General features: G+C 67.6%; 11 protein-coding genes and 2 pseudogenes. 5 read left to right on the forward strand and 8 right to left on the reverse strand.

The features are described from left to right. Window positions 1-119: 119 nt before the first annotated feature. From BAMB_RS29680 to BAMB_RS29685, 3 genes and pseudogenes are all read right to left on the reverse strand, one after another. Window positions 120-2,168, reverse strand: a complete 2,049-nt coding sequence (locus BAMB_RS29680; protein ID WP_011660845.1) for a hypothetical protein — start codon at window positions 2,166-2,168, stop codon at window positions 120-122. A 252-nt stretch (window positions 2,169-2,420) separates the two neighbouring features. After that, window positions 2,421-2,567: pseudogene (locus tag BAMB_RS35070) on the reverse strand (IS3 family transposase); the annotation flags it as partial. Next, window positions 2,555-3,231, reverse strand: a pseudogene (locus BAMB_RS29685) (PDDEXK nuclease domain-containing protein); the annotation flags it as partial. The pseudogenes BAMB_RS29685 and BAMB_RS35070, both read right to left, overlap by 13 nt. 309 nt (window positions 3,232-3,540) lie before the next feature. Here BAMB_RS29685 and msrB point away from each other — a divergent pair. The 4 genes from msrB to BAMB_RS29705 all read left to right on the forward strand — a co-directional run bounded on the left by msrB (window position 3,541) and on the right by BAMB_RS29705 (window position 8,102). After that, the gene (gene msrB / locus BAMB_RS29690) at window positions 3,541-4,056 is read left to right on the forward strand and encodes a peptide-methionine (R)-S-oxide reductase MsrB (RefSeq protein ID WP_011660846.1); all 516 of its coding nucleotides are present in this window, start codon (window positions 3,541-3,543) and stop codon (window positions 4,054-4,056) included. 35 nt (window positions 4,057-4,091) lie between these two features. Then, window positions 4,092-5,969 carry a cytochrome c biogenesis protein DipZ gene (locus tag BAMB_RS29695; RefSeq protein ID WP_011660847.1) on the forward strand — a complete coding sequence of 626 codons (1,878 nt, stop codon included), beginning with the start codon at window positions 4,092-4,094 and terminating at the stop codon, window positions 5,967-5,969. Between the two features lie 52 nt (window positions 5,970-6,021). After that, window positions 6,022-6,762: a peptide-methionine (S)-S-oxide reductase MsrA gene (gene msrA, locus BAMB_RS29700; RefSeq protein ID WP_011660848.1), complete on the forward strand. Its 741-nt coding sequence runs from the start codon at window positions 6,022-6,024 to the stop codon at window positions 6,760-6,762. A 218-nt stretch (window positions 6,763-6,980) separates the two neighbouring features. Further along, window positions 6,981-8,102 (forward strand): aromatic ring-hydroxylating oxygenase subunit alpha, encoded by a 1,122-nt coding sequence (locus tag BAMB_RS29705; protein ID WP_006753678.1) that lies wholly within the window; start codon window positions 6,981-6,983, stop codon window positions 8,100-8,102. A 61-nt stretch (window positions 8,103-8,163) separates the two neighbouring features. On the opposite strand, the gene hydA is transcribed toward BAMB_RS29705, so the two are convergent. From hydA to BAMB_RS29730, 5 genes are all read right to left on the reverse strand, one after another. Then, window positions 8,164-9,621: a dihydropyrimidinase gene (gene hydA / locus BAMB_RS29710; RefSeq protein ID WP_011660849.1), complete on the reverse strand. Its 1,458-nt coding sequence runs from the start codon at window positions 9,619-9,621 to the stop codon at window positions 8,164-8,166. 46 nt (window positions 9,622-9,667) lie between these two features. Further along, entirely contained in the window at window positions 9,668-11,176 is a 1,509-nt protein-coding gene (locus tag BAMB_RS29715) for an NCS1 family nucleobase:cation symporter-1 (RefSeq protein WP_011660850.1), read from the reverse strand. 99 nt (window positions 11,177-11,275) lie between these two features. Beyond that, a complete protein-coding gene (gene preA, locus BAMB_RS29720; RefSeq protein WP_011660851.1) occupies window positions 11,276-12,583 on the reverse strand; it encodes an NAD-dependent dihydropyrimidine dehydrogenase subunit PreA in 1,308 nt (435 codons plus the stop codon). 72 nt (window positions 12,584-12,655) lie between these two features. After that, window positions 12,656-13,993 (reverse strand): NAD(P)-dependent oxidoreductase, encoded by a 1,338-nt coding sequence (locus BAMB_RS29725; RefSeq protein ID WP_011660852.1) that lies wholly within the window; start codon window positions 13,991-13,993, stop codon window positions 12,656-12,658. Between the two features lie 129 nt (window positions 13,994-14,122). Beyond that, window positions 14,123-15,403, reverse strand: a complete 1,281-nt coding sequence (locus BAMB_RS29730; protein WP_011660853.1) for a Zn-dependent hydrolase — start codon at window positions 15,401-15,403, stop codon at window positions 14,123-14,125. A gap of 363 nt (window positions 15,404-15,766) precedes the next feature. Here BAMB_RS29730 and BAMB_RS29735 point away from each other — a divergent pair, with 363 nt between their 5' ends. Further along, window positions 15,767-16,459: a TetR/AcrR family transcriptional regulator gene (locus BAMB_RS29735; protein WP_011660854.1), complete on the forward strand. Its 693-nt coding sequence runs from the start codon at window positions 15,767-15,769 to the stop codon at window positions 16,457-16,459. Window positions 16,460-16,471: the final 12 nt, after the last annotated feature.

The following is a 16,471-nucleotide window of genomic DNA, read 5'->3' on the forward strand; positions in this document are numbered from 1 at the left end:
GCCGTATCGAATGCTCAAAGGAGGATTGGCCGTGGCATCGCCGGGCGGCTTGGTTCATGCCGCCGGGCAGCCCGGCCATCGCGGCGTGCTCTCCTTTATGGAAGGCCGCGGTCAGGCCGTCAGGGCGTGCCTGCCTGGTAACACGATTGCGAGCCACTCGTCTGATAGATGAGCCGGTAGCCGCTCGTTGCCGTTGCGTTCGCGTTCTTCGAGGCCAACGTGAGCAAGCCTTTGTGGGCCGGCGACAGCGGCCGGATCACATAATCGGCGAGATTCGGATCGGTCAGTACCGCATCCGCGCCGATGATGCGCCGCACATGCGACAGGTGCTCGGCATACCAGCCGAGGAACGGCCGATAAGCGGGACCGGCATAGTGGCTGTCAATGATCATCCACGGATCGTGACCCGGCTGGCCGAGATTGGCCGCGCTGTCGCCCGGGCCGAGCAGCGCGAGAAAGTCGCCGCCGAGGCGCGAGTCCGGCCGGCCGATGCGGCTCAGGTCGTACTTCGCGCGATCCGGCCCCGCCTGAAGGTCGCTGAAACGCTTGCCGGTCCAAGTGATCACATGCGCGAGCTTGAAGTCCGCAGCGAAAGCGCCCGTGCCTACGATCTTTTTCTGCGTGATGTACAGCAGGTCGCCCGGCAACAGGTATTGCTCCGTCGACGAAAGATTGCCGCGATTGATGTCGAGCAGGACGCCGGTCAGCAGATCCGTGCCCGAGGACGTCGTGCTGCACGCCTGCACGCCGATGGCGCCCGACAGCTGATTGGTCGCGAGCCCCGCAAAGTTGTAGACCCAGGACGTGAAATTCGAGCAGTCCGCGCCGTTCCACATCAGCGCCGAGGTAATGACGGGCGGTGTTTGCTTCGAATCCGTCTGCACGCTTTGCGAGCCGTCGGCGCCGCGCTGCGCGGTGCAGGTCAGTTTCGGGGCGTTCGGATCGACTGGGCCGCCGTCCGTCGGGGCGGGCGGCGATTCGCGGTAGTTGGTTTTCCCGGTGTTCTCCGGCGGCGTCCAACCGGGAATGTGATGGTGGCAGTAGTTCAGGTTCTGATCGACCCAGTAGTTCTCGATTGCCATCACCAGTTCGCGCCGGAACGTGTCTTGATCGTGGCACGTCGATGGCGCGGAGATCGTGCCATAGATCGCCGCGTGCGGTCCCCACGTGCTGGTGGTCGGATATGTCGACCAGTTGGCGGCCGTCATGCCCGGTAAGAGCGACGCTTGCACACTGTTCTTGCGTCCCTCGAAAAGCGACCGGTTCTGCTCGAGCAGCGCAACGCGGTCTCCACATGCATTGGCCTCCGCGCTGGCCGTCTGGTGACCGGCCGCCTGTGTCGTGCCGAGCATAGCGAGCGCGGTGACGCCCGAGCGGTTCAGCGGATTCGTCGAGAAGCCGAGCGCGCCGGCGCTAACATCGCACGTGTCGTCGGCGGGCGCCGAGACCGTGCCGTCGGCTGTCACGTCGCCAGCGCCCGAGTGACACGCGGCTAGCGTATCGCCTTTCGCCGATTGCGCGACGATGTTCTGCACGCTCGTTGCCACGCTCGCGCCGATGTCGGTGCGGCTCTGCGATTCGGCACCCAGCGCGAACGCCATGCGGTTGCCGTCAGCAATGGTATTCAGGGTCGCGCCGACGGCGACGAAGGCGGGCACCGTCTGCTGAGGATCGACTCCGCCAAGGAACGCCGATACGCGCGTAGACGCGGCCGCGACGTTCGACGCGGTCAGGGCGCCCGCCGCCAGCGCGTCGGCGACGATTGCGCTCGAGTAGGGCGAAAGGACCATCGTCGACGGTGCGCTGAGATACACCGCCGACAGCGAGGTTTCGCCGGGCGCGCTAGTGGCGCCGGTGGCTTCCTCTGTGTAGCTGCCGCCGGTCGATTTTACGAGCAGCGGCCAACGCAGCGTGCCCGGCAGCACGAAGTGGCCGTCGGCATCGGTGACCGTAGTGGCGAGCGGCGTGGCCGCGATGTGTCCATCGGCGTCCACGGCATACGCCGCGACTTGCGCGCCGGAGACGGCGCCGAGATACACGTTGCCGTTGATCGGAGGTTGCTGATCGACCGCGCCGCCGCACCCGGCAACCGCGACACACAGCGCGGCGAGGACGGCGGAGTTCGCGATGCTCGTAGTCAATGCGTGTGGAACGCGCGGAAAGTGCATGACTGTCTCCGGGTTGGATGAATCTTTTAGGAATGTTAACGGCACATTACGAGACGGCTTGAGCCAATCGAGGAATCGAGACTCCCCCGATATCCCGCACTAACAATCGGCTAGATGAACCCCGGCATGTATCCAGGCTGGTTGCCCGCGCGCAGTCAGCCGTCCGTCCAGCTCACATGCAGCCGGCTCGGAAATCCGCCAAGCCATTCGACTGAACGCATGAAATTTGACGCCAGCAGCCACGAGTAATCCCTACTGTAGTGGGCAATTAATCTCGGACACTGCGTTAAGTTTTTCTTCCGCAACGGCCGGCACCAGTCCGTTATTGAACTGATGTGGCTGTATCCAGTGGTACCGGTGCATCAGGTAGTGGCTAATATCCCAGTGTGCTTCGCGAGCCAGCGCAAGTACAACTCCATCTGACTCTTGTACTCGGCCTTGCAGGAACCGAGCTTCAGTTCGATCGCGACAAGGCGTTTGAGCTTGCGGTTGTAGAACAGCAGATCAAGATAGAAGTCGTCGTCGTCGATCGGCAGCCGCTTCTGGCGCGCGACGAATGTAAAGCCGGCGCCGAGCTCCAAGAGAAACTGTTCCATCTCGCGCAGAATTGCTCTTTCAGCACGAGATCGGGTGTCATCTGCTGCGCGTCACACAGGTGCGCCATTTCGCGCCGGATCACTTCGTCGGGTTGGCGCGAGAGAGCGCTACGCTCGAACAACATCGACTGCATTCGCTCCTGCAACTGCCGCGACGACCAGCGCTCCAGGCGACAGAGTTCAATGTAGAAGTCGCGCTTGAGCGGGTCTTCTACGTACATCAACATCTTCAGATGGGTCCAGCTCAATTCTCTCCGCAGTGCGGAGAGAATCGACTCGTCCGAAAACACCTCGGCCGCGCGGAGGCAGTGGCGCAATTGCTGCTCGCTCCAACCCCGGCCGTATTCGACTCTCAGTTGCCGGGCGAGCGCGGGGAGGATCTGTTGTCCGTAGCCCGCGCGCTCACCGCGCAGCACATCATCCCGAATGCGACAACGAACCTGCCAATAAAGTAGGGTCAGCAATGCGCATCAGCGCTCGGTGTGATTCGCGACCGCAGTCAAACCACGCTCATGCCCCAGTCCGATTCGGATTCGCCACGCCACTCGACGAACACTAAAAAACACTAAAAATCGCGGCGCAAACTGGCGCTCGGTACATATCGGCGGCTCGCCCGCTCGGAGGCCCCTGCCAGTCGGCGCTTCGACGGATTCCACCGCCCCCCTCGCAAAACACCCCAACCATCACAAATCCTTTAACTTTCCGTGAGGACTTAGACACCGGCCGCTGCCTACTCTGTGCGCATGTTTTCAGGACCCTGCTTCAAGGAGCCCGTCATGCCAACCCGCAGACATCTGCTGTTCGCCGGCGTCACCGGCCTCGCCACGCTCGCGGCACTGTCGTCGGCTGGCCGCCGTGCGCTCGTCGGCCGCGCGTTCGCCGCGCCGCCCGCCGCCCCGTTCGAAATCACCCGCAGCGACGCCGAATGGCGCCGCCGCCTCACGCCCGCCCAATACACGGTGCTGCGCAATGCCGGCACCGAGCCGCCGTACAGCAGCCCGCTGAACGCCGAGCACCGCCGCGGCACGTTCGCGTGCGCCGGCTGCGACCTCGCGCTGTTCTCGTCCGACACCAAATTCGACAGCCACACCGGCTGGCCGAGCTTCTGGAAGCCGCTCGACCACGCGGTCGCGACCGAGACGGATCCGTCATACGGGATGGCGCGCACCGAAGTGCACTGCCGCCGCTGCGGCGGCCACCTCGGCCACGTGTTCGACGACGGCCCGCCGCCCACCGGCCTGCGCTACTGCATGAACGGGCTCGCGCTCGCCTTCCACCCGGCCGCCGCCTGACAGGCCGCCGCTTCTGAACGACCGGAGACTGCCCCATGCTGCTCATCGTCCTTGCCTATCTCGGCGGCGTCCTCACGATCCTGAGCCCGTGCATCCTGCCCGTGCTGCCGTTCGTGTTCGCGCGCGCCGACCAGCCGTTCGTCCGTACCGGCCTGCCGCTGCTGATCGGCATGGCGCTCACGTTCGCCGTCGTCGCGACGCTCGCCGCCGTCGGCGGCGGCTGGGTCGCGCAGGCCAACCAGGCCGGCCGCTGGCTCGCGATCGTGCTGCTCGCGGTGTTCGGCCTGACGCTGCTGCTGCCGCGCTTCGCCGAACACCTGACGCGCCCGCTCGTCGCGGCCGGCAACCGGCTCACCGGCTTCGCGCAGCGCGACGGCCGCCCGGCGGGCCCCTTGTCGTCGCTGCTGCTCGGCGTCGCGACCGGCCTGCTGTGGGCGCCGTGCGCGGGCCCGATCCTCGGGCTCGTGCTGACCGGTGCCGCGCTGCGCGGGGCGAGCGTCGGCACGACGGCGCTGCTGGTCGCGTATGCGGCCGGCGCGGCGACGTCGCTCGGCGTCGCGCTCGTGATCGGCGGCAAGGTGTTCGCCGCGATGAAGCGCTCGCTCGGCGCCGGCGAATGGATCCGGCGCGGGATCGGCGTGGCGCTGCTGGCTGGCGTCGGCGCGATCGCGCTGGGCCTCGATACGGGTGCGCTCGCGCAGTTGTCGACGGTCACGACGGGCAGCCTCGAGACGAAGCTCGTCGACCGGCTCGGCGGGCGCTCGAATGGTGCGCCGGCCGCCATGTCCTCGACGAGCAACATCGGCAGCGGCGACAACGCCGGCAGCGGCACGGCGAGCGGCGCGATGATGGCCGCGGCGACCGATGGCGCACCGGCGGCCGGCAGCGCGATGATGCGCACGGCCGGCACGACGCCCGCGATGCAAGCGGCCGCGCTGCCCGTCGAAGGCACGCTGCCGTCGCTCGACGGCGCCGTGCAGTGGCTGAATTCGCCGCCGCTGACGGCGGCCGGCCTGCGCGGCAAGGTCGTGCTCGTCGATTTCTGGACGTATTCGTGCATCAACTGCCTGCGCACGCTGCCGTACACGACCGCGTGGGCGCACAAGTACGCGCCGTACGGGCTCGTCGTGATCGGTGTGCACGCACCGGAGTTCGCGTTCGAGCGCGACATCGGCAACGTGAAGAAGGCCGTGCATGACCTCGGCATCGACTACCCGGTCGCGATCGACAACGGCTATGCGATCTGGCGCGCGTTCGGCAACGAATACTGGCCCGCGCACTACTTCGTCGACGCGCAGGGGCGGATCCGCCATCACCACTTCGGCGAAGGCGAATACGCGCAGTCGGAACGCGCGATCCAGTCGCTGCTCGCCGAAGCCGGCCACCCGGAAGCGCTGAACGTGCCGCTCGGTCTCACCGGCGCGCCCGCGAAAGGCGCGCTCGCGGCGGCCGACAGCGCGGACGTCCGCTCGCCCGAAACCTATGTCGGCTATGCGCGCGCGGAAGACTTCACGTCGCCGGGCGGCGTCGTGCGCGACGCGTCACACCGCTACGACGCGCCCGCTCACCCCGACCTGAACGACTGGGGCCTCGCCGGCACGTGGCAGGTCGGCGCCGAGCGCGCGACGCTCGCCGCGCCGGCCGGCCGGATCGTCTACCGCTTCCATGCGCGCGACCTGCACCTCGTGCTCGGCCCGGGTGCGAACGGCAAGCCCGTGCGCTTTCGCGTGACGCTCGACGGCGCGGCGCCCGGCGCGGCCCACGGCGCGGACGTCGACGCGCAGGGCTACGGCACCGTCACCGGCCAACGCCTGTATCAGTTGGTGCGGCAGCCGGGCACGATCGCCGACCGCACGTTCTCGATCGAGTTTCTCGATCCGGGCGTCGATGCGTATGCGTTCACGTTTGGTTGAGTGCCGCGGCCCGGACACCTTATTTCGTCCCTCGTTTTCGAAGGAGCAATTCATGATCCCGACATCCACTCGCCGTTCCGCACCGAAGCGGGCGGCCATGCTGCGCCGCATCGGCGCGATTGCCCTCGCGGCGGCCGCCGTGTTTGGCTATCAGCGTGTCGTCAGTTCCGCGGAACCGATGCGCACGGTGCCCGCGCCGACGCTCGACGAAACCCCGGGCACCTCCCACGAGGAAACCGCCGTGATCGCCGGCGGCTGCTTCTGGGGCGTGCAGGGCGTGTTCGAGCACGTGAAGGGCGTGAAGCAGGTGACGGCCGGCTATGCGGGCGGCGCATCCGAAACCGCGCACTACGCGCTGGTCGGCAGCGGGCTGACCGGGCATGCGGAATCGGTGCGCATCGTCTTCGACCCGACGCAGGTCACGTACGGTCGGCTGCTGCAGGTGTTCTTCTCGGTCGCGCACGATCCGACCGAACTGAACCGTCAGGGCCCCGACGAAGGCTCGCAATACCGGTCCGCGATCTTCCCGACCACCGCGCAGCAGCGGGCCGTCGCGACCGCGTACATCGCGCAGCTCGGCACCGCGCACACGTTCGCGTCGCCCGTCGTCACGCGCGTCGAGCCGTACAAGGGCTTCTATCCGGCCGAGGCGTATCACCAGAACTACCTCGAGCTGCATCCCGACGCGCCGTACATCGCATACAACGACATGCCGAAGGTTGCCGGGCTGAAGCAGCGCTTCCCGGCGCTGTATCGTCCCGATGCGGTGCTGTGGCGCGACGCCCATCTGTGACAGGCAACCGTCGGTGCGGCGGCCGGCCCGCGGCATGACGCGGCCGGCCCGCGCCGCCGGCCGCGTTTGAGCTGCATCAACGAAACGCATGCCGCGCCGACGGGGCAAACCCCGATCAGGTCAGCTGCACGGGCCAACTTCGCGTAGACTTCTCCAGATCAGTCCCCGCCGCATCACGCGGCGCCCGGAACTCACCAGATTGCCAGGAGGCGTCACGCATGCGCGCAGTGCCTTTGTCTGACAGCAGTACCCTCGAACAACCGTCCACCGGCGCAGTCGTGCGCGACCTGCGCCGCGTGCCCATCCATCCCGACCACTGGTATCCGCTCGCGTGGTCGCGCGAGCTCAAGCGCGGCAAGACGCTCGGCGTGCGCTTCGCCGGCGATCCGATCGTGCTCGTGCGCACCGAATCCGGCGCCGTGTATGCGCTCGAAGATCGTTGCGCGCACCGCCAGGTGCCGCTGCATGCGGGCGTCGTGTCCGGCGAAACGCTGCGCTGCTGCTACCACGGCTGGACCTATGCGTGCGACAGCGGCCGCTGCGTCGACGTGCCTTACCTCGGCCGCGACCGTTTGCCCAACGGCGTGCGCGCGTATCCGTGCCGCGAGGCGCACGGGTTGATCTTCGTGTTCCCCGGCGACGCGACGCTCGCCGACGAACGCCCGTTCCCCGCGCTCGAATCGGCGGACGACCGTGCATTCAAGACGCGCCGCTTCGGCCGCGAGGTCAAGTGCCACTACTCGTTCATGCACGAGAACCTGATGGACATGAACCATCAGTTCCTGCATCGCAAGCAGATGGGACAGATGCGCGCGCGCAGCGTCGGTCGCCGGCGCGGCGACGACTGGGTCGAGGTCGACTACACGTTCGCACGGATGGAAGGCAAGCAGCCGGTCGGCGAGGCGCTCGTGTTCGGCGCCAGCAAGAAGCCGGCCGACCAGTCCGACAAGAGCGTGATGACGGTGCGCACCCTCTACCCGTACCAGACGCTGCAGATCCGCTCGAGCGAGGGCACGCTCGTGATGGACCTGTGGATCGTCTACGTGCCGCTCGACGCGGAGCAGCGCACCAACCGCACGTTCGGCGTGCTGTCGATCCACAAGCCGGGCATTCCGTTCGCGCTCGATCTCGCGTGGCCGCTGCTCGTGTGGTTCACCGAGCGGATCTTCCGCGAGGATCGCTGGATCGTCGAGCGCGAGCAGGAAGCGCACGACCGACAGGGCGCCGACTGGAACCACGAGGTGTTCCCGGTCATCAACGAACTGCGCGACCTGCTGCGCCAGTGCGGCGCGCGCACCGTGATCCCGATCCGCGAAGCGAACGCGGGCGACGCGCGCTGACCGCCGCGGCGGGCGCGCGCGCCTTTGTCCGGTTCGCACGCTTTGCCCGCTTCGCCCTCGCTCAGCCCGCGCGCTCGACCGGATGCGGCTCGCGCAGCCGGTTCGCGATGCGGGCGGCTTCGTAGTAGCCGGCGGCCGGCGGCCGCTCCAGGTAGCGGCCCGCGCCGCGCACCGCGCGCAGCTCGCCGTCGGCCCACGCGAGCGCGCCGCGCGTGAGCGTGTGCGTCGCGACGCCCTGCACGGTCATCCCTTCGAACACGTTGAAGTCGACCTGCTGGTGATGGGTCTTCACCGAGATCGTCTTCGTCGCGGCCGGATCCCACACGACGAGGTCGGCATCGGCGCCAACCTGCACGGCCCCCTTGCGCGGATACAGGTTGAAGATCTGCGCGGCGTTCGTCGACGTGATCCGCACGAACTCGTTCGGCGTGATGCGGCCGTGATTCACGCCGTGATGCCACAGCACCGACATGCGGTCCTCGACGCCGCCGCAACCGTTCGGAATCTTCGTGAAGTCCTCGCGGCCCATCGCCTTCTGCGACGCGCAGAACACGCAGTGGTCGGTCGCCGTCGTATGCAGTTGGCCGGCCTGCAGCCCGCGCCACAGCGCCTCGCGATGCTCGGCCGAGCGAAACGGCGGGCTCATCACGTGCGCGGCCGCACGCGTCCAGTCCGGGTCGCGATAAACGGCCTCGTCGATCACCAGGTGGCCCGGCAGCACTTCACCGAACACGCGCAGCCCTTCGCTGCGCGCGCGCGTGATCGCATCGACCGCGTCCTTCGACGACACGTGCACGATATACACGGGCACGCCGAGCACCTGCGCGATGCGGATCGCGCGGTTCGCGGCCTCGCCCTCGACCTCGGGCGGACGCGACAGCGGATGCGCCTCCGGCCCGGTCATTCCACGCGCGAGCAGCGCCTGCTGCAGCCGGAACACGAGTTCGCCGTTCTCCGCGTGCACGGTCGGCAGCGCGCCGAGTTCGAGCGAACGCGAGAAGCTGTTCACGAGCACTTCGTCGTCCGCCATGATCGCGTTCTTGTACGCCATGAAGTGCTTGAAGCTCGACACGCCGTGCTCGCGCACGAGCGTGCCCATGTCGCGGTGCACCGATTCGTCCCACCATGTGACGGCCACGTGAAAACCGTAGTCGGCCGCCGCCTTCTCGGCCCAGCCGCGCCATTCGCGGAACGCGTCCATCAGCGGCTGCTTCGGGCTCGGGATCACGAAGTCGATGATGCTCGTCGTGCCGCCCGACAGCCCGGCGGCCGTCCCCGAATAGAAATCGTCGCTCGCCGTCGTGCCCATGAACGGCAGTTCCATGTGCGTATGCGGATCGATGCCGCCCGGCATCACGTACTGGTCGTGCGCGTCGACCACCGTCGCGCCGGCCGGCGCGTCGATCGTCTCGGCGATCTGCAGGATCGTGCCGCCGTCCTGCGGGTCGGCACACAGTACGTCCGCGCGATAGGTGCGGTCCGCATCGACCACGGTGCCGCCGCGAATCAGGATTGCCATGTCGTTGCCTCCTCGTTGATTGTCGGATGCCGCATGCCTGCGCGCATCACGCGCTCGCGATCTGCGCGCGCTGGGCGGCGCGCCACTTCATCCAGGTGCCGTACACGCCGGACGCCAGCACGAGGCCGACGAACCACGCGTACGTGTAGAGCGTGTTGAAGAAGGCCGGCACGTTGGGGAACGACGCCGGGAATGCGGTGTGCAGGAAGCCGGGCAGGTTCGGCAGCACGCCGATCGCGAGCGCGGCCAGCGCGGCCGGGTTCCAGCCGCGCGCATAGCTGAAGTCGCCGCGCTCGTCGAACAGCGCGTGCGTATCGAGCCGCGTGCCGCGAATCAGGAAGTAGTCGACCATCAGGATGCCCGCGACCGGGCCCAGCAGCGCCGAATAACCGACGAGCCAGGTGAAGATGTAGCCATCCGTCGTCGCGAGGATCTTCCACGGCATCATCACGATCGCGATCGTCGCGGTGATCATCCCGCCGGTGCGATACGAGATCGCCTTCGGCCACAGGCTCGAGAAATCGTAGGCGGGGCCGACGAGGTTCGCCGCGAGGTTGCAGCACATCGTGTCGAGCGTGAGGATCACCAGCGCGATGCCGACGCCGATGCCGGTCATCCGGCTCGTCAGGTCGATCGGATCCCAGATCGCGTTGCCGTAGATCACGACGGTCGCCGACGTCACGACGACCGACACCACCGACAGCAGCGCCATCGGCAGCGGCAGCCCGATCGACTGACCGATGATCTGGTCGCGCTGCGAATGCGCGAAGCGCGTGAAGTCGGGAATGTTCAGCGCGAGCGTCGCCCAGAAGCCGACCATCGCGGTCAGGCCCGGCCAGAACGTCGCCCAGAAGAGTCCCGCCTTCTTGCCGCCCGCGACGAACTGCGACGGCGCCGACAGCATCGAGCCGAAGCCGCCCGCCTGCGACGTCGCCCACCACACGAGCGCGACGCACATCACGACCTTGATCGGCGCGGACCAGCTCTCGAGCCAGCGGATCGAATCGGTGCCATGCAGGATGAAGTACAGCTGCAGCGCCCAAAACACCAGGAAGCACGCGAGCTGCCCGAACGAGATGCCGATGATCGGCAGCGCCGCGCCGTGCAGCGCATTGCCGGTCAGGATGTTCAGCAGCGTGTAGATTGCGCTGCCGCCGAGCCAGGTCTGGATGCCGTACCAGCCGCACGCGACGATCGCGCGCAGCAGCGCCGGCAGCTTCGCCCCCTGCGTGCCGAACGACGCGCGCACGAGCACCGCGTACGGAATCCCGTGCTTCGCGCCCGCATGGCCGACCAGCAGCATCGGCACGAGCACGATCAGATTGCCGAGCAACACGGTCAGCACAGCCTGCCACGGCGACATGCCTTCCTGGATCAGCCCGGCCGCGAGCATGTACGACGCGATGTTCATCACCATCCCGACCCATAGCGCCGCGAAGTGATACCACCGCCATGTGCGCTGCGCGGCCGTCGTCGGCGCGAGGTCGTCGTTGTACAGGCTGCCGGCCGGCGCCGCGGCGCTGTCGGCATCGGCGGGAATCGCTGCTGGTTTCATCGAAAGCGCTCCACGTAAACGTCGGCGCCGGCATCGCGCGATGCCGGCGAAACAGGACACAAGCGGCGGCGCGGCCCGTACCGCGCCGCCGGCCGCCGGTCAGGCCGCCTTCGCGTGCTTCGCGGGTTCCGCCGGGCCGGCACCCGCGTCGGCCCGCGCCGGATTGTTCGGATGCGTGGTCCAGTTCGCATAGTCGCCCGCGTCGACCCGCTCCATCGTGATGCATTGCTCGACCGGACACACATGCATGCAAAGATTGCACCCGACGCACTCCGCGTCCACCACTTCGAAATGCCGCACGCCGTCCTTCTCGGCGGTGATCGCCTGGTGCGACGTGTCCTCGCACGCGATATGGCACAGCCCGCACTGGATGCAGCGGTCCTGGTCGATGCGCGCCTTGATGTCGTATTTCAGGTTCAGGTATTTCCAGTCGGTGACGTTCGGCACCGCGCGGCCGCGGATGTCGTCGAGCGTCGCGTAGCCCTTCTCGTCCATCCAGTTCGACAGCCCGTCGGCGAGATCCGTCACGATCCGGAAGCCGTAGTGCATCGCGGCGGTGCACACCTGCACGCTGCCGGCGCCGAGCACCATGAATTCGGCCGCGTCGCGCCACGACGAAATCCCGCCGATGCCGGAAATCGGCAGGTTCGGCGTTTCCGGGTCGCGCGCGATCTCCGCGACCATGTTCAGCGCGATCGGCTTGACCGCGGGTCCGCAATAGCCGCCGTGCGTGCCCTTGCCGTCGACGGTCGGCATCGGCGCCATCTGGTCGAGGTCCACCGCGACGATCGAGTTGATCGTGTTGATCAGCGACACGCCGTCCGCGCCGCCCTTGTAGGCGGCGCGCGAGCCCATCCGGATGTCGCTGATGTTCGGCGTGAGCTTCACGAGGCACGGCAGCTTCGTGCCTTCCTTGACCCAGCGCGTGACCATCTCGACGTATTCCGGCACCTGTCCGACGGCCGCGCCCATTCCGCGCTCGCTCATCCCGTGCGGGCAGCCGAAGTTCAGTTCGACCGCGTCGGCGCCCGTGTCCTCGACGAGCGGCAGGATCCATTTCCAGTCGCGCTCGTTGCACGGCACCATCAGCGACACGATCAGCGCGCGGTCGGGCCAGTCGCGCTTCACCTGCGCGATCTCTCTGAGGTTCACGTCGAGCGGGCGGTCGGTGATCAGCTCGATGTTGTTCAGCCCGGCGATCCGCTGGCCGTTCCACTGCACCGCGCCGTAGCGCGAGCTGACGTTGACGACGTGCGGATCGAGCCCGAGCGTCTTCCAGACGACGCCGCCCCAGCCAGCCTCGAACGCGCGGTTGACGTTGTAGGCCTTGTCGGTCGGCGGCGCGGACGCGAGCCAGAAGGGATTCGGCGAAGTGATGCCTGCGATGGTGCAGCGAAGGTCGGCCATGTTCGGCTCCGTGAAAATGGGGCGTTTATCGTGATCCGCGCGGCATGCGCGATGCCGTTGCGTAGGCCGCGCTCACGCGGCCTTCGCGTCGCGCTGCGCGAGCGCCGCGTCGATCGCGGCCGCGGCGCGCTTGCCGTCCTTCACGGCCTGCACCGTGAGGTCGATGCCGCCCGTCGCCGCGCAATCGCCGCCGGCCCACACGTCGGGCAACGCGGTGCGTCCGTCCGCATCGACCGCGATGCGCGTACCGTCCGCCGTCAGCAACGCAGCCGCGATGCCGTCCGGCACCAGCGTCTGGCCGATTGCCTTCAGCACCATGTCCGCGTCGACGGTGAAGCGTTCGCCCGACGCGGCCTCGAATTCGACGCCCGTCACGTGTCCATCCCCGCCCACGATGCGCACCGGCTTCGCGTGCGTGACGAGCGTGACGCCGCTCTTTTGCGCGAACTCGCGTTCGGCCCACGTCGCGCTCATCGCGTCCACGCCGCGCCGGTACACCATCGTCACGCGCTCGGCGCCGAGCTTGCGGCTCTGCACGGACGCGTCGATCGCCGTGTTGCCGCCGCCGATCACGACCACACGCCGCCCGACCGGCACGTTCTCCAGCCCGTCGGCCTGTCGCACCTGCTCGATGAAGTCGACCGCGTTCATCACGCCGGTCAACTGCTCGCCGTCGATCGCGAGCGTGCGCACGCCGCCCAGCCCCATCGCGAGAAACACCGCGTCATGCCGCTCGCGCAATGCGTCGAGCGTCACGTCGCGGCCGAGCGCGACGCCCGTCTCCAGCGCGATACCGCCGACCGACAGCAACCATTCCACTTCGCGCTGCGCGAAATCGTCGACGGTCTTGTACGCGGCGATGCCGTATTCGTTCAAGCCGCCCGCCTTCGGCCGCGCGTCGAACAGCGTGACGCGATGGCCGGCCAGCGCGAGCCGGTGCGCGCAGGCAAGCCCAGCCGGCCCCGCGCCGACCACCGCGACATGCCGCCCCGTATCGGGCGCACGGGTGAAGCGCACCGCGCCGGTCGCCATCGCCCAGTCGGTCGCGTGCCGCTGCAGCGCGCCGATCGCGACCGGCTGCGCGTCCTGGTGATTGCGCACGCACGCGCCTTCGCACAGGATCTCGGTCGGACACACGCGTGCACACATCCCGCCGAGCGGATTGGCAGACAAGATGTCGGTCGCCGCGCCCTTCAGGTTGCCGTTGCCAATCTTGCGGATGAAGCTCGGGATATCGATCTGCGTCGGGCAAGCCTGCACGCACGGCGCGTCGTAGCAGTAGTGGCAGCGGCTGGCGGCCGCCGCGGCGGCGGTCGGATCGAGCAGCGGCGCGATATCGGCGAATTCGCACGAGAGTTGCGTGGACGTCAGGCGATGCGCGGCGATATCGCCGGTTGGCTTGGTGGTCATACGCGTTCCTTCGACTGAGTGGAGACAAAACCGTCCCCGCCGGCTGTGAACGCACAGTCGGGTCGGCTATATTTTGGAGTGCTACGGTCAGGCGATGAGCCGCCTGCCGGCCGCGCTAGATTCGATCCGTCATGAAGCCGGCTCGCACGCACGCGAGAGCATCGCGTGCAGCAGCACGTTCGCGCCTGCCTCGATCCACGCAGGCGTCGCGTCCTCGATCTCGTTGTGGCTGATGCCGTCGACGCAGGGCACGAACACCATCGACGTCGGCGCGACCTGCGCCAGATAGCACGCGTCGTGTCCCGCACCCGACACGATGTCGCGATGCGAGTAGCCGAAGCGGTCGGCCGCGTCGCGCACGGCCGCCACGCAGGCCGGATCGAACGCGACGGGCTTGTAGTAGAAAATCTGCTCGAGCGCGGTCTCGAGCCCGATCTCGCCCGCGATGCGTGCGACGCCGTCGCGCAGCGCTGCATCCATCTTCGCGAGCACGGCGTCGTCCGGATGACGGAAATCGACGGTGAAGAACACGCGGCCCGGAATCACGTTGCGCGAGTTCGGATGAACCTGCATCATCCCGACCGTCGCGCAACCGAACGGCGCGTGATCGAGGCCGATCCGGTTCACGAGATCGACGACGCGCGACGCGCCGAGCAGCGCGTCGCGGCGGCGCGGCATCGGCGTCGGCCCCGCATGTGCTTCCTGGCCGGTGAACGTGATCTCGTACCAGCGCTGCCCCTGCGCGTCGGTCACCACGCCGATCGTCTTGCACTCCGCTTCGAGAATCGGCCCCTGCTCGATATGCAGCTCGAACGCCGCATGCAGCTTGCGGCCGCCGCATGGCACGTCGCCGGCATAGCCGATGCGCGCCAGCTCCTCGCCGATCGTCTTGCCGTCGACGTCCTTGCGCGACAGCCCGTATTCGAGCGAAAACACCCCCGCGAACACGCCCGACGCGACCATCGCCGGGGCGAAGCGCGAGCCTTCCTCGTTGGTCCAGATCACGACCTCGATCGGATGCTCGGTCTCGATGCCGTAATCGTTCAGACTGCGAATCACCTCGAGGCCGCCCAGCACGCCGTAGATGCCATCGAAGCGGCCGCCCGTCGGCTGCGAATCCGCGTGCGAGCCGGTGACGACCGGCGCCGCGTCGGCCACGCGCCCCGCGCGACGCATGAATACGTTGCCCATCGTATCGACCGTCACCGTGCAGCCGGCCGCCTTCGCCCAACTGACGATCAGGTCGCGGCCGGCCTTGTCGAGATCGGTCAGCGCGAGGCGGCAGACGCCGCCCTTCGGCGTCGCGCCGATCTTCGCCACCTCCATCAGGCTGTCCCACAACCGTCTGCCGTCGATCTTGATCGACGTGTCGAATGCTGCCCGCTTCACTGTTTCCGATACCGTGTCCATTCGTATCGCTCCTGTGGGGTCGGTCATGTCGTGATCCGGTCGGTGCCGGTGCACGCATTGCTGCTGTCGGGGCAAACCCGCACCTGCGAGGTGCAGGTGCGCATCGTTCGTGCGATTCGTCCGATCGATCGGCGGGGGTGCTGGCACTGCGTTCCGCCGCTCGTCGAATCCTGTCCGATTGGACAGGTTTTAGACCATCAAAATGTCCAGCGCAACGTCTTTCTTGCGTGACGTGTTCCAGCGAGAACCGTGCCATCGCATCGCAGCATCGCGCCCGCACGAATGCATCGTGCAGGTGCGTTCGAAGCGGACCTGCGACTAGAATGAAGCCCAACGCGGCACCCATGCCGCGCGAGGGCAACGATGAGACATGATGAAGCGGCCGCCGCAGCCGGCGGCCACGACGAAACGGGCACGCCTTTGCGGCGACGCAAGGCGCACATCCGCGAGTCCAACGAAGCGCATTTGCTGGCCTGCGCGGAAGCCGTGTTCGCGGAGCGCGGGCTCAACGGTGCGAGCACCGCGATGATCGCCGAACGGGCGGGCCTGCCGAAGGCGAACCTGCATTACTACTTCCCGACGAAGCTGGCGTTGTACCGCCGTGTGCTCGACGACCTGTTCGAAGACTGGCATCACGCGGCCGGCTCGTTCGAGGCCGGCGACGATCCGGTCGAGGCGATCGGCAGCTACGTGCGCGCGAAGATGGATCTGTCGCGACGGCGCCCGCTCGGCTCGAAGGTGTGGGCCAACGAGATCATCCACGGCGCCGAGCACATGCAGGACATCCTGTCGGAACGTGTGAAGCCGTGGTTCGACACGCGCGTGCACGTGATCGAAGGCTGGATCGCGCGCGGGCTGCTCGCGCCGATCGACGCGCACGCATTGATGTACCTGATCTGGGCGACCACGCAGCACTATGCGGATTTCGATGCGCAGATCCGCGCGCTGAGCGGCAAGCGTGCGTTCACGCAGAAGGCCTTCGCCGCGAAGACCGAGCACGTCGTGCAGCTCGTGATCCGCGCGTGCGGTGCGGTGTCGCCGGGAGCGAGCGCATAGCGCGATCGCGCA

This window comes from Burkholderia ambifaria AMMD (genome assembly GCF_000203915.1).
In the GTDB taxonomy this organism is placed as follows: Bacteria; Pseudomonadota; Gammaproteobacteria; order Burkholderiales; family Burkholderiaceae; genus Burkholderia; species Burkholderia ambifaria.

Coding starts and splice junctions, on each gene's coding strand:
- BAMB_RS29680 (WP_011660845.1), bottom strand. CDS start 2,168: ATGCACTTTCCGCGCGTTCCACACGCATTGACTACGAGCATCGCGAAC.
- msrB (WP_011660846.1), top strand. CDS start 3,541: ATGCCAACCCGCAGACATCTGCTGTTCGCCGGCGTCACCGGCCTCGCC.
- BAMB_RS29695 (WP_011660847.1), top strand. CDS start 4,092: ATGCTGCTCATCGTCCTTGCCTATCTCGGCGGCGTCCTCACGATCCTG.
- msrA (WP_011660848.1), top strand. CDS start 6,022: ATGATCCCGACATCCACTCGCCGTTCCGCACCGAAGCGGGCGGCCATG.
- BAMB_RS29705 (WP_006753678.1), top strand. CDS start 6,981: ATGCGCGCAGTGCCTTTGTCTGACAGCAGTACCCTCGAACAACCGTCC.
- hydA (WP_011660849.1), bottom strand. CDS start 9,621: ATGGCAATCCTGATTCGCGGCGGCACCGTGGTCGATGCGGACCGCACC.
- BAMB_RS29715 (WP_011660850.1), bottom strand. CDS start 11,176: ATGAAACCAGCAGCGATTCCCGCCGATGCCGACAGCGCCGCGGCGCCG.
- preA (WP_011660851.1), bottom strand. CDS start 12,583: ATGGCCGACCTTCGCTGCACCATCGCAGGCATCACTTCGCCGAATCCC.
- BAMB_RS29725 (WP_011660852.1), bottom strand. CDS start 13,993: ATGACCACCAAGCCAACCGGCGATATCGCCGCGCATCGCCTGACGTCC.
- BAMB_RS29730 (WP_011660853.1), bottom strand. CDS start 15,403: ATGGACACGGTATCGGAAACAGTGAAGCGGGCAGCATTCGACACGTCG.
- BAMB_RS29735 (WP_011660854.1), top strand. CDS start 15,767: ATGAGACATGATGAAGCGGCCGCCGCAGCCGGCGGCCACGACGAAACG.